Origin of the sequence: Streptomyces massasporeus (assembly GCF_014648995.1) — a bacterium.
Lineage (GTDB): Bacteria > Actinomycetota > Actinomycetes > Streptomycetales > Streptomycetaceae > Streptomyces > Streptomyces massasporeus.
The window spans coordinates 1,093,644-1,105,967 of the sequence record NZ_BMSE01000001.1 but is presented as its reverse complement, the minus strand read 5'-3'; the positions used below and the strand labels follow the sequence as shown (position 1 = coordinate 1,105,967).

The window sequence follows — 12,324 nt, the reverse complement described above, 5'->3', positions numbered from 1 at the left end:
CTCCTTGACGCCCGGCACGGTGGTGAACTCGTGCAGCACGCCGTCGATGCGGATGGACGTGACCGCCGCACCCGGGATCGAGGACAGGAGGGTCCGGCGCAGGGAGTTGCCGAGGGTGTAACCGAAGCCCGGCTCCAGCGGCTCGATCACGAACCGGGAGCGGAACTCGTCGACGACCTCTTCGGTCAAAGACGGACGCTGAGCAATCAGCACGGGGTGTTGCCTCCAGTGGTTTTGGCGCCCGCTCTGTGACGCCGTCGACACACGAAGAGTACGAGCGATACGGATGCAACTCTGGGAAATCGCACCTGGAGTGGTCCATCAGCCACAGTGACGACCACGGCCAAGATCGGCACGGAGATGGCGGCCCTCAGGGCCTCAGGGCCTCAGCGTGTAGCGCGACCCATATCCGCGATGGCACCGTGCATGTCACCAGGGGCGTCGTTCGGCACGACCACCTGGGTGCATCCCCCCGCGTGGCGGTGGGGCAGAACCGTCCGAATACACGCCGACCGGGACATCGGCATCGGCATGCTCATCCGCCCGGCGCTGCGGTGTGCCACGGCGGACTCCAGAGGGCGGTCCGCCAGGAACTCGCCCCCGACGAACTCCAAGGACGGGCCCAGGCCACCGGAGCGTGGCTCGCCTTCAGCCTGAGACCCTTCGCCGCCCTCGCCGCCGGCGGCCTCGGCACGTGGCTAGGGCTGCACCTCACCCTCACGCTCATCACCGCGGCCCTGGTCATCCCGTTCCTCGTGCTCTGGAACTCACCCGTGCGACGCCTTCGTGGGTCGATCCGTAGTCGAAGCAGATCTAGGAGTCCTCTCCCGGTGAGTTGGCCATCGGGGTGCTGGTCACGGAGTAGGAGCCGCAGCCGGTGAGGTCACCACCTCCTTGCTTGACACCTCGCCGTCAATACCGGTCAGTAGTGGACGAATGTCAACGCCTTGTCAACCCGGGCAATCAAGTTGAGCATCGATTCGGCCGAAGCCATCCGGCAACGATCGAGTCATGCCGCTGTACCGGGATCGATGGGACGGTTGTGCAGTGCCATCCCGGACGGGGTCCGACTCCTGAGATCTTTGACCGAAGTGTCCAGTCACGGACCTGTCGACTGTCGTTGCGGGATGCTGGGCCACCCACATGACGTTGCGCATGGTCGCCGAGCGCATCGAACAGCTCACCGCGCAGATCGACGAGCTGAACCAACGCCTGACCCGGCTCGTCGAGCACTACGCCCCGCAGCTGCTCGAACAGGTGGGCATCGGTCCGGACAGCGCCGTCACTCTCCTGATCACCATGGGAGACACCCCCGAGCGGCTGAACACCGAGGCATCCTTTGCTGCCCTTTGCGGAGTCAGCCCTATCGAGTACTCGTCGGGCCGACGGCGCACGTCGGCTCAACCACGGCGGCGACCGCCAGGCGAACGCGGCCCCGCACCGCATCGTCTTCACCCGGCTACGTCACGACCCGCGCACCCAGGCGTACTACGAACGCCGCACCCAGGAGGGCAAGACCCGCCGTGAGATCATCCGATGCCTCAAGCGGTATGCCGCCCGCGAGGTCTTCAACCTGGTCAGACCGGTCTCCCGCACCCCCGCGTTAAAGGGGCGTCTGTGAGACGTGAGAGGGTCTGGGGCGTGAGTGAGACACCGTCGAACACCCTGCAATACCGCTTTGACGGGCCAGAAGAGGCTCCCGTCCTGATCCTGGGTCCCTCACTGGGTACCACATGGCACATGTGGGACCGCCAGATCCCCGAGCTGATCAAGCAGTGGCGCGTCTTCCGGTTCGACCTGCCCGGCCACGGCGGCGCCCCCGCGTACCCGGCGGGGTCGGTGGGTGACCTCACCACGCGGCTGCTGGCCACCCTCGAAGGACTCGGCGTCCACCGCTTCGGCTACGCGGGCTGCGCGCTCGGCGGCGCCGTCGGCATCGAGCTGGCCCTGCGCCACCCGGAGCGGCTCGCCTCGCTCGCGCTGATCGCCGCCTCGCCGCGCTTCGGCACGGCCGACGAGTTCCGGCAGCGGGGCGTGATCGTCCGCACGAACGGCCTCGACCCCATCGCCCGCAGCGCGCCCGAGCGCTGGTTCACCGGCGGGTTCGCCGCCGCGCAGCCCGCGATCACGGAGTGGGCCGTGCAGATGGTGCGCACCACCGACCCCGGCTGCTACATCGCCTCCTGCGAGGCGCTCGCCTCGTTCGACGTCCGTCCCGAGCTCGGGCGGGTCGGCGTGCCGACCCTGGTCCTGGTCGGCTCGGACGACCAGGTCACCGGCCCCGCCGAGGCCCGCACGCTGGTCGCGGGAATCCCGGACGCACGCCTTGCGGTCGTCCCCGGCGCCTCCCACCTGGTCCCGGTGGAGCAGCCCGCGGCCGTCACCGACCTGCTGGTGCGGCACTTCTCCACCGCCTGGCAGCCCGCGTTCGAGACCTCCACCGGCCAGAACGTCCTGCCCCCGGTCGCCCTCAAGCCGGTCCTGTCGCCCGCCCCGCCGCAGCCCCCGCAGACCGGGCCCGTCGCCGAGATCGCCCCGGTCGCCGTACCGCCGCAGGCGCAGGGGCGGCCCGACCCGTACGACGCCGGGATCAAGGTCCGCCGCGAGGTGCTGGGCGACGCGCACGTCGACCGGGCGCTGGCGCAGGCCGACGAGTTCTCCGGGGACTTCCAGGAGTTCATCACCCGCTACGCCTGGGGCGAGATCTGGGACCGTCCCGGCCTCGACCGGCGCACCCGCAGCTGCATCACCCTCACCGCCCTGGTCGCCGGGGGGCACCTGGACGAGCTGGCCTTCCACACCAGAGCCGCCCTGCGCAACGGCCTCACCCCGGGCGAGATCAAGGAAGTGCTGCTCCAGGCGGCCGTCTACTGCGGCGTCCCCGCCGCGAACAGCGCGTTCAAGGTGGCCCAGCAGGTCATCCGCGAGGAGACCACGCCGCAGGAGTGAGCCTGCCCACGGGCCCCGAGGCAGGATGGAGACCATGAAGCTCACGAAGAAGTCGCACGCCTGCGTCCGCCTGGAGAAGGACGGCCGGACGCTCGTCCTCGACCCCGGTGGGTTCAGCGAGGAGGACGCAGCGCTCGGCGCGGACGCCATCCTCGTCACCCACGAGCACCCCGACCACTTCGACGAGCTCCGCCTGCGCGCCGCGATGGAGGACAACCCGGCCGCCGAGATCTGGACCCTCAAGGCGGTCGCGGAGAAGATCTCCTCCGCCTTCCCCGGCCGCGTCCACACCGTCGGCCACGGCGACACCTTCACCGCCGCCGGCTTCGACGTCCAGGTCCACGGCGAGCTCCACGCGGTGATCCACCCGGACATCCCGCGCATCACCAACGTCGGTTACCTCGTCGACGGCGGCACGGTCTTCCACCCCGGCGACGCCCTCACCGTCCCCGACCACCCCGTCGAGACGCTGCTGCTTCCGGTGATGGCCCCCTGGAGCAAGATCTCCGAGGTCATCGACTACGTCCGTGAGCTGAGGCCGCGGCGCGCCTACGACATCCACGACGCTCTGCTCACCGACCTGGCCCGCCCGATCTACGACCGGCAGATCGGACAGCTCGGCGGCTCCGAGCACCTGCGGCTCACCCCGGGGGCGTCGGCGGACCTCTGACGCCGGGACGGCGTTGTCAGACCCGCCGGGTAGGTTGTGGGGCATGCGCATCGCGACCTGGAACGTGAACTCGATCACCGCCCGCCTGCCGAGGCTCCTGGCCTGGCTGGAGAGCAGCGGCACGGACGTGCTGTGCCTCCAGGAGGCCAAGGTCGCCGAGGAGCAGTTCCCGTCGGAGCAACTGCGCGAGCTGGGCTACGAGTCGGCGGTCCACGCGACGGGCCGGTGGAACGGCGTGGCGGTGCTCTCCCGCGTCGGCATCGAGGACGTCGTCAAGGGCGTGCCCGGCGACCCCGGGTTCGACGGCTCGGTGGAGCCCCGCGCCATCTCGGCGACCTGCGGCCCGCTCCGCGTCTGGTCGGTCTACGTGCCGAACGGCCGTGAGGTGGACCACCCGCACTACGCCTACAAGCTCCAGTGGTTCGAGGCGCTCAAGGCCGCCGTCGCCGGTGACGCGGCGGGCAGCCGCCCCTTCGCGGTGATGGGCGACTACAACGTGGCACCGACGGACGACGACGTCTTCGACCCGGCCTTCTTCGAGGGCTCCACCCACGTCACCCCGGCCGAGCGCGCGGCCCTGGCCTCCCTGCGCGAGGCGGGCCTGTCCGACGTGGTCCCGCGCCCCCTCAAGTACGACCACCCGTTCACGTACTGGGACTACCGCCAGCTCTCCTTCCCGAAGAACCGCGGCATGCGCATCGACCTGGTGTACGGCAACGCGCCCTTCGCGAAGGCCGTCAGCGACGCGTACGTGGACCGCGAGGAGCGCAAGGGCAAGGGCGCGTCCGACCACGCGCCCGTGGTCGTGGACCTGGACGTCTAGGGCCTGTCGCCCCGGGGCCGTAGGAGCCGCAGGTCGACCGAGTCCGCCAGGGCCGCCAGCCCCGTGTCGCCCGGATGCAGATGGTCCCCGCTGTCGTAGGCGGGGAGCATCCGTGCGGGCCGCCCGGGATCACGGACCACCGCGTCGAAGTCGAGCACGCCGTCGAAGACCTCGCCGTCGCGGATCCACGCGTTCACGGCGACCCGCTCGGCATCGACGGCGGTCGTGCACCGCGCCTCGCCCTCACAGGGCAGAATCGTCGCCGCGAGCATCCGCAGCCCCCGGGCGTGCCCGCGCGCCGCGAGCTCCCGCAGCCCCGCGATCACCTGCTCCGCGGAGGTGCCCCACCGCAGGTCGTTGATGCCCTCGAAGACGACGGCCGTACGGTGCGACGGCTGGGCGAGGACGTCCCGGTCGAAGCGGTGCAGGGCGCTCACCCCGGCCGTGTCCGTGGACACCCCGTCGCCGGGGTACCGGTCGGTGACCACGCGGTTGCCCGAGACGCCCAGGTTCAGCACGCCGTAGCGCGGGACGGCGTCCTGCCTCAGGAGCCGGCCGGCCAGCACGTTCGGCCAGCGACGGTTGGCGTCCACCGTCGACTTGTCCCCGTCGGTGATCGAGTCCCCGAGCAGCACCACCGACCCGGGCCCGCCGCTCACGTCCACCCCGGCGAGCAGCGGCCAGCGAGTGATCACCGAGGTGTACGCCCCGGCGGCGCCCTCCGCCGTGTGGTCGCCGGGCTCGCTGACGTAGGAACGCTGCTGCGCGAGCCCGTGCACGGGCGTCGCGGCCACCGTCCCGGGCAGATGGAAGCTCACCAGCAGATTGGTGTCCGCCGGGACGGAGAAGCCGAGCGGATCGCTGTACGCCTGCGTCCCGGCCGGGATCGTCACGCCCGCACCACCGCCGAACGACAGCGCCACCGGCGTGCTCCGCGAGGCCGCGCCGGTCGCCTGCACCGCGACCGTGGCGCTCCCGATCCGTATCGGAGCCGCCGCGAAGGTGTTGTCGAACCGCACCCGCACCCGGGGCCCGCCGGCCGAGGTGTGCACGACCAGCCGCAGGGTCCGGTCCGTCCAGGGGCCCACGGCGGCGTAGCCGCCCGTGGCCGTGGCCCAGCTGCCCATCCAGCCCTGCGTGGCGGTCCGTACCGACACCGCGAAGACGTGCAGCCCGGCCGCGCTGGGCAGCCGGACGGAGGTGACCGCGCGGCCCGGAACCAGCGGCACCGTCACGACGTACAGGCGGGCCTGCCGGGCGAGTTGGCCGCCCGGCGTGTTGATGTGCGGCAGGGCCACCGCCTTGGTCGCGAGCGGCCCGGTGAGCCAGTCGGGCGTGGTCAGCCGGTACCCGGAGCGGGTGCCGTTCGCGTACGTGACCGTGCCCGGGCCGCCCACCTCGGTGCCGGCGGTGCCCGCCACCAGGAAGGCCAGGGCGTCCCCGCGCCCCGTGACCCGGACGTCCTGCCCGGCGGCGCGGACGTTGTCCGGCTCTCCGGGCTGCCGCTTCGGCCAGGTCAGCCGGGCGCCCTGCACGGTGAGGACGCGCCCGGGCGTCCAGCCCGCGGCGTTGAGGTCCCGCGCGGGCAGGGAGGCGCCGGAGCCGTCGAAGTCGGCCTCCTCGGGGGCGCCGTCCTCGCTGACCGCCACATTGTCGAACAGCCACTCAAGCGGCACCGGCGCGGCCCGTCCCTCCCCGGCGGCATGCGCCGACACCGCCGGGACCAGCGACCCGCACAGGGCCAGGACGACAAGGATCACCCGGACACATCGGCGCACGGCCGACTCCTCCCGCTCATCGACACACGACGCGACAACACCAAACGCAGGGACGGAACCGCAGAGGTAACGACGGCCGAGACGCAAGACGCACGGTGAAGTTAGGGAGACAGGAGTGACCCGTCAACGCGCGTCGCGTGAACTCGGCCTGAACTCGACCGGGATCGGCGGGTCCGCGCGCCCTGTGGTGCGTACGGCGGTACGAATGACACGCTGGACGTATGAACATCCCTTTCCTGGGCAACCGGCGCCAGAAGGTCGGGGTCCCCGATCCGGCAGGCATCGCGGAACTCCTCGCCGAGTGTGAACTGCTCCGCTCCCAGGCGTCCCGGGCGGGTGTCCGGCTGGACGACACGGTTGCCTCGCTGGAGGCGCTCGACCAGCTGCTGCCGCGCTGGCGGGACGACGAGGACACCCTGACCTGGCTCGGCAACGACGCCGGTCTCTACCTGGGCAGCGTCATCGTGCGCACCGTCGCGGGCGCCGCCTGGGAGATCCGTCCCGACGGGCAGCCCGTCGTACGCCTGAACTCCGGCCGCGAGTTCGACGTCGTCGACTCCGGCCACGAGTGGGCCGCGTACGGGGTGCCCGAGCTGTCGCAGCTGTACGCGGAAGTCGCGGAGTCGTGAGCCCCATGGCCGCAACCTTTGGCCCAAAGTCCGACGTAAATACGGCTAATGATCGAAAAGTGCGTGTCGCCCGACAAGTCCGATCTTGCCTGGATACGTTGCGGCAACCACCACACAGCTGAGAGTGAGTAGGGCTGAGTATGGCCGTCGAGCCGCTGATCGAGCTGCGTGACGTCAACAAGCACTTCGGGGAGCTGCATGTCCTGCAGGACATCAATCTCACCGTCGGCCGGGGAGAGGTGGTCGTGGTCATCGGCCCGTCGGGGTCGGGAAAGTCGACCCTCTGCCGGGCGATCAACCGCCTGGAGACCATCGAGTCCGGGGCGATCATCCTCGACGGACAGCCGCTGCCGGAGGAGGGCAAGCCCCTCGCGCGGCTGCGCGCGGATGTCGGCATGGTCTTCCAGGCCTTCAACCTCTTCGCCCACAAGACCGTCCTGCAGAACCTCTCCCTGGGGCAGGTCAAGGTGCGCGGGCGCAAGAAGGAGGACGCCGACAAGCGCTCACGTGAACTCCTCGACCGGGTCGGTGTCGCCGACCAGGCGGACAAGTACCCGGCGCAGCTCTCGGGGGGTCAGCAGCAGCGCGTGGCCATCGCCCGCGCCCTGGCCATGGAGCCCAAGGCGATGCTCTTCGACGAGCCGACCTCGGCCCTGGACCCGGAGATGATCAACGAGGTGCTGGAGGTCATGAAGCAACTGGCCCGCGACGGCATGACCATGATCGTCGTCACGCACGAGATGGGCTTCGCCCGCTCGGCCGCCAACCGCGTCGTCTTCATGGCCGACGGCCGGATCGTCGAGGACCGCACCCCTGACGAGTTCTTCACCAACCCCACCAGCGACCGCGCCAAGGACTTCCTCTCCAAGATCCTCAAGCACTGAACGGGCAGGCACCGGACGGCTCATCGGATCGGACCTCGACTACGATGTGCCCTTCATCCCTGTCGGAGAGGGGGACTTCGCCGAAGGCCGCCGATCCCGCCGGGGAAGAGCCGACCGCCCGCCCGGTCCGCGGGGCCGTTCCCGCCGGGTGCGGCCCCCACGGCCCGAAGGCCACGGGGGCGGCGGTTCACATCGGCCAGGCCCGTCCGGCGGCAGCCGGAGATCACTGCTCGCGCAGCGGAACCGACACGTACGACGGGTCGTTCGCCGGCGAGGAGAAGGTCAGCTGCGCGCCGGACGGGTTGTGCTCGATGTAGAGCGGGTCGACCGTGTCGACGACCAGGGCGAGGCGATGCCCGGCCGGGACGTCGTAGGCCGTGGAGTACAACTCCAGGTCGACGCCGAACGGCTTTCCGGGGGTGCGCCCGTGGAAGGTGTACGGCGCGTGGGTGACCAGCTTGCCGAGGCCGAGCGGCCCCACGTCGTACAGGTAGGCGACGAGGGTGCCGCTCTCCTTGGTCGGGGTGAGGGTGGTGTGCAACTTCGTCGTTCCGCGCACCTGTTGGGCCGTGGCCGACTTCTGCGACTGCCACACGGCGGCCCAGCGGCGGGGGAGCAGCGGGATCGAGGCCATCGGCGGCAGCTGGGCCACCTGGTCGAGGATGCTGGACAGGAAGACGACACCGCCGTCCGCCCCCGAGTTCACGTTCGCGCGGATCGTGGTCGTGCCCCCGAGGGTGATCTTCCGGTCGGTCGCGGCGACCGACTTCCAGTCCGGGTAGCCCTCGTAGCCGCCGGAGGAACGGGACTTGAGCTGGACGGGCTGCTCGCGGTCGATGCCGTTGTCCTCGCCCCTGAGGTAGTGGTCGAACCAGCGACCGGTGTCCTTCCAGACGTCGTTGGGCAGCCCGAACAAGCCGGTCAGCTCGGCGGTGGCGTGGTCTCCGGGCCGCATCTCCAGCCGCTTCGGGCCGGTCAGCTTCTCGTAGAAGTCGGCGTACTGGTTGGGCGGGAAGACGCTGTCGCCCCAGGCGTTGGCGAGCATGATCGCCGCGCCGTTCTCGTTGATCCGGTCGGCATAGGTCGCAGCGGAACGTTTCTTCCCCCAGGCGATGAGCTCCGGCTCCTTCGTCAGGTTGGAGCCGTAGAAGTCGTTGAAGGTCTGCCGGAGTTCCGGGCTCTGGCGGCCCGTCACCACGCTCGCGCCGTCCAGCAGGGCGGCGGCCTGGAGGTGCTGGGTGCGCCCGGCGTAGATCGAGCCGATCAGGTCGGCCCAGCCGCTGAGCGAGGCGACCGCTTTGATCCGCTTGTCGTGCGCGGCGGTGAGCAGGCTGATGCCCGCGCCGTAGGAGACGCCCGCCATGCCGATGTGCCCGGCGTCGGCGGGGGTGTGGGCGAGCGCCCAGTCGATGACCTTCGACGCGTCGGCGACGTCGGGTGGGCCCGCCACTTCTATCTCGCCGCCCGACTGCCAGAAGCCGCGCACGTTGTAGGTGACCACGACGTATCCGGAGTCGGCGAGCTTCTGTGCCTGGGCCAGGTACTCGACCTGGGGCAGACCCCAGCTCGTGGGCATGACGAGCAGCGGGTAGCGGTCGCTGTCGCGGGCCCCGGCCGGGGTGACGACGTTGGCCTTGAGCACGGTGCCGCCGTCGCCGGCGATGTCGACGAAGCGGACGGGGTTCGGGGCCGCCTGGGCGGTGGGGGCGAATCCGAGGGCGGTGCCGGCGACCAGGGTCGCCGAGACGGCGCCTACGGCGGTGGTGCGCAGGGCCTTGCGGTGGGGTCCCACGGTCACTCCTCACTCGTGTAAGTGCAAAGTGACCGAACGGTAACCTCGACCTCTTACCAGGGGTAACCCGTCGGTAAGTTACGTGCCAGTAACGATTGTTGAGCAGTGGAGGAACTCAGGAGGGCCGGTGGGAGTTGCGTGGAGCGGCGGGTGTCGCGGCGGGCAGCGGGGTCTGCGCCGGCCGCGTCACGTCCTCCACCAGTTCGACGACGTCCGGGCCGTACGCCTGAGAGTTGATCACCTTCAGCAGTAGGACGAACGAGCTGTTGCCGTACTTGCGGGTCAGGCGCTCGTGGTTGCGGGCCAGGTAACGCGTGGTCGCCTGGTTGGTGATCGACGTCTGGCCGCAGAACAGGAACACGGGACGGGTGTTCTGGCTGCGCTCCGCCGTGAGCCGGGCGAGCAGCGCGTACTCCTCCCTGCCGTTCTCCACGCGGTAGCGCTCCGTGCCCACGAGGAACGAGCCGCGATCCGGGCCCGGTTCGGAGTCGACGTTCACCCGCACCCCCGGCAGGAGGGAGGACAGATGGGCCGCCATCCGGCGGTTGGACGCCGGGCCGCCCACGCAGAACTCGGTGCGCTCCCCGAAGCCCTGGCGTGCCGTGTCGTGCGGGAGTATCTGGGCGTGGGCGTTGCAGTCCTTGATCAGCGCGGCGAGTTCGAGCAGGGCGAACACGTCGTAGCGCATCACCGCGAGTTCGGGTCCGGTCGCGCCCCGGTTCACCACCAGCAGGGACTCGGAGTTGTCCGGAAGCCCGAAGAACGCCTGCTTCCGGCGGAGCTTGCGCCGCCACAGGTAGGTGCGGGCCACCCAGCCGAGCGCGGCACTGATGCCCGCCGCGACCACACCCAGAACGATGTTGCGCACGTCGTCATTCATGGGCGCGCATGGTAGCGGGCCCGACGCACCGGTGTTCGATGCCTGCCTGACGCGCCCATGGCGATGAATTAAGCTGCGCGGACGGCCTTTGACTGGAGGTGCGGATGCGTCGCCCTGTCCCGCGGAATCTGACGGTCCTGGCGGTTTCGGCCGCCGTGGTGGTGTCGGTGGGAGCGGCGGCGCCGCCACCCGCCGCGCAGAGCGCCGGCGGTGAGAAATCCCCGCTGGCCGTCGGCTACGGGGGCGCCGTCTCGAGCGTCGATCCCGACGCCTCCGCCGCCGGCATCGAGGTCCTGAGGAAGGGCGGCAACGCCGTCGACGCCGCCGTCGCCACCGCCGCCGCGCTCGGCGTCACCGAGCCCTACTCCGCCGGCATCGGCGGAGGCGGCTACTTCGTGTACTACGACGCCAAGTCCCGCACGGTACGAACCATCGACGGCCGCGAGACCGCCCCGCTGAGCGCCGACAAGGACCTGTTCCTCGAGAACGGCAAGCCCCTCGCCTTCGCCGACGCCGTCAGCAGCGGCCTGAGCGTCGGCACGCCGGGCACGCCCGCCACCTGGCAGACGGCACTCGACCAGTGGGGCAGCAAGCGGCTCGCGAGTGTCCTGAAGCCGGCCGAGCGGCTGGCGCGCGACGGTTTCACCGTCGACGAGACCTTCCGCTCGCAGACGGCGTCCAACGAGGCGCGCTTCCGCTACTTCCCGGACACCGCCGACCTGTTCCTGCCGGGCGGACAGCTCCCCGTCGTCGGCTCCACCTTCAAGAACCCCGATCTCGCCCGCACGTACGCGGAGTTGGGGCACAAGGGCGTCGACGCGATCTACCGCGGCCGGCTCGGCCGGGACATCGTCGACACGGTCAACAAGCCGCCGGTCGATCCCGGCTCGGGCTGGAACGCCCGGCCCGGCGACCTGACCGCGAAGGACCTGGCCGCCTACCGCACCAAGCTCCAGGCACCCACCCGGACCTCGTACCGCGGCCTCGGTGTCTACTCCATGGCGCCGTCCTCCTCCGGCGGTACGACCGTCGGTGAGGCGCTCAACATCCTGGAGCGGACCGACCTGTCCAAGGCGAGCAAGGCGAAGTACCTGCACCGCTTCATCGAGGCGAGCCGGATCGCGTTCGCGGACCGGGGGCGCTGGGTCGGTGACCCGGCCTTTGAGGACGTGCCGACGAAGGAACTGCTGTCGCAGCGGTTCGCCGACTCGCGCGAGTGCCTCATCAAGGACGACGCGGTGCTCACCAGTCCCGTGGCGCCGGGGGACCCGCGCGACCCCGCGCGCTGCGGCTCGGGGGACAAGGCGGCCCCGACGACGTACGAGGGCGACAGCACCACGCACCTGACGGTGGCCGACAAGTGGGGCAACGTCGTCGCCTACACCCTCACCATCGAGCAGACCGGCGGCAGCGGCATCACGGTCCCCGGGCGGGGCTTCATCCTCAACAACGAGCTGACGGACTTCTCCTTCGCCCCGGCGAACCCTGCCGTGCACGACCCGAACCTGCCCGGGCCGGGCAAGCGGCCGCGGTCGTCGATCTCGCCGACGATCGTGCTGGACCGGCACCACCAGCCCGTGGTGGCGCTGGGGTCGCCGGGTGGCGCGACGATCATCACGACCGTTCTGCAGACGCTCACCGGGTTCGTCGACCGGGGGCTGCCGCTGGTCGACGCGATCGCGGCGCCCCGGGCGAGTCAGCGGAACGCGGCGCAGACCGAGCTGGAGCCCGGTCTCGACAGTGATGTCAGGAAGCAGTTGGAGGCCATCGGGCACTCCTTCAAGGCCAACCCCGAGATCGGTGCCGCCACGGGTGTTCAGCGGCTGCCGGGCGGCAAGTGGCTGGCAGCCGCTGAGACCGTGCGGCGGGGTGGGGGGTCGGCGATGGTGGTGCGGCCTGTGCGATGACGCCGTGTGCGG

10 protein-coding genes and 1 pseudogene are annotated in these 12,324 nt (G+C 70.7%); 7 read left to right on the top strand and 4 right to left on the bottom strand.

All coding sequences use genetic code 11. The annotated features are described in order from the left end of the window. Positions 1-213 (bottom strand): annotated as a pseudogene (locus tag IE153_RS04965) (DNA-directed RNA polymerase subunit alpha); the annotation flags it as partial. Positions 214-1,143: 930 nt separating this feature from the next. Here IE153_RS04965 and IE153_RS04960 point away from each other — a divergent pair. From IE153_RS04960 to IE153_RS04945, 4 genes are all read left to right on the top strand, one after another. Next, entirely contained in the window at positions 1,144-1,527 is a 384-nt protein-coding gene (locus IE153_RS04960; protein ID WP_229828753.1) for a transposase, read from the top strand. A gap of 114 nt (positions 1,528-1,641) precedes the next feature. Then, complete coding sequence (gene pcaDC, locus IE153_RS04955; RefSeq protein ID WP_189588506.1) at positions 1,642-2,949, top strand: bifunctional 3-oxoadipate enol-lactonase/4-carboxymuconolactone decarboxylase PcaDC; 1,308 nt, start codon at positions 1,642-1,644, stop codon at positions 2,947-2,949. Positions 2,950-2,983: 34 nt separating this feature from the next. After that, on the top strand, positions 2,984-3,619 hold the full coding sequence (locus IE153_RS04950) for an MBL fold metallo-hydrolase (protein WP_189588505.1): 636 nt from the start codon (positions 2,984-2,986) through the stop codon (positions 3,617-3,619). Between the two features lie 43 nt (positions 3,620-3,662). After that, positions 3,663-4,442 (top strand): exodeoxyribonuclease III, encoded by a 780-nt coding sequence (locus IE153_RS04945; RefSeq protein ID WP_030855038.1) that lies wholly within the window; start codon positions 3,663-3,665, stop codon positions 4,440-4,442. Here the strand turns inward: IE153_RS04945 and IE153_RS04940 are convergent. Then, positions 4,439-6,220 (bottom strand): SGNH/GDSL hydrolase family protein, encoded by a 1,782-nt coding sequence (locus IE153_RS04940; RefSeq protein ID WP_189588504.1) that lies wholly within the window; start codon positions 6,218-6,220, stop codon positions 4,439-4,441. The two genes, IE153_RS04945 and IE153_RS04940, sit on opposite strands and share 4 nt — an antisense overlap. Positions 6,221-6,441: 221 nt before the next feature. On the opposite strand from IE153_RS04940, the gene IE153_RS04935 reads away from it, so the two are divergent. After that, on the top strand, positions 6,442-6,849 hold the full coding sequence (locus tag IE153_RS04935) for a DUF6278 family protein (protein ID WP_189588503.1): 408 nt from the start codon (positions 6,442-6,444) through the stop codon (positions 6,847-6,849). 140 nt (positions 6,850-6,989) lie between these two features. Then, the gene (locus IE153_RS04930; RefSeq protein ID WP_189588502.1) at positions 6,990-7,733 is read left to right on the top strand and encodes an amino acid ABC transporter ATP-binding protein; all 744 of its coding nucleotides are present in this window, start codon (positions 6,990-6,992) and stop codon (positions 7,731-7,733) included. 223 nt (positions 7,734-7,956) lie between these two features. On the opposite strand, the gene IE153_RS04925 is transcribed toward IE153_RS04930, so the two are convergent. Together IE153_RS04925 and IE153_RS04920 are read right to left on the bottom strand one after the other, a co-directional pair. Further along, complete coding sequence (locus tag IE153_RS04925) at positions 7,957-9,525, bottom strand: CocE/NonD family hydrolase (protein WP_189588501.1); 1,569 nt, start codon at positions 9,523-9,525, stop codon at positions 7,957-7,959. A 115-nt stretch (positions 9,526-9,640) separates the two neighbouring features. Next, a complete protein-coding gene (locus IE153_RS04920; RefSeq protein WP_189588500.1) occupies positions 9,641-10,405 on the bottom strand; it encodes a hypothetical protein in 765 nt (254 codons plus the stop codon). A gap of 104 nt (positions 10,406-10,509) precedes the next feature. Between IE153_RS04920 and ggt the strand changes: the two genes are divergently transcribed. After that, the gene (gene ggt, locus IE153_RS04915) at positions 10,510-12,312 is read left to right on the top strand and encodes a gamma-glutamyltransferase (RefSeq protein WP_189588499.1); all 1,803 of its coding nucleotides are present in this window, start codon (positions 10,510-10,512) and stop codon (positions 12,310-12,312) included. Positions 12,313-12,324 lie beyond the last annotated feature (12 nt).

Coding starts and splice junctions, on each gene's coding strand:
- IE153_RS04960 (WP_229828753.1), top strand. CDS start 1,144: ATGACGTTGCGCATGGTCGCCGAGCGCATCGAACAGCTCACCGCGCAG.
- IE153_RS04950 (WP_189588505.1), top strand. CDS start 2,984: ATGAAGCTCACGAAGAAGTCGCACGCCTGCGTCCGCCTGGAGAAGGAC.
- IE153_RS04945 (WP_030855038.1), top strand. CDS start 3,663: ATGCGCATCGCGACCTGGAACGTGAACTCGATCACCGCCCGCCTGCCG.
- IE153_RS04935 (WP_189588503.1), top strand. CDS start 6,442: ATGAACATCCCTTTCCTGGGCAACCGGCGCCAGAAGGTCGGGGTCCCC.
- IE153_RS04930 (WP_189588502.1), top strand. CDS start 6,990: ATGGCCGTCGAGCCGCTGATCGAGCTGCGTGACGTCAACAAGCACTTC.
- IE153_RS04920 (WP_189588500.1), bottom strand. CDS start 10,405: ATGAATGACGACGTGCGCAACATCGTTCTGGGTGTGGTCGCGGCGGGC.
- ggt (WP_189588499.1), top strand. CDS start 10,510: ATGCGTCGCCCTGTCCCGCGGAATCTGACGGTCCTGGCGGTTTCGGCC.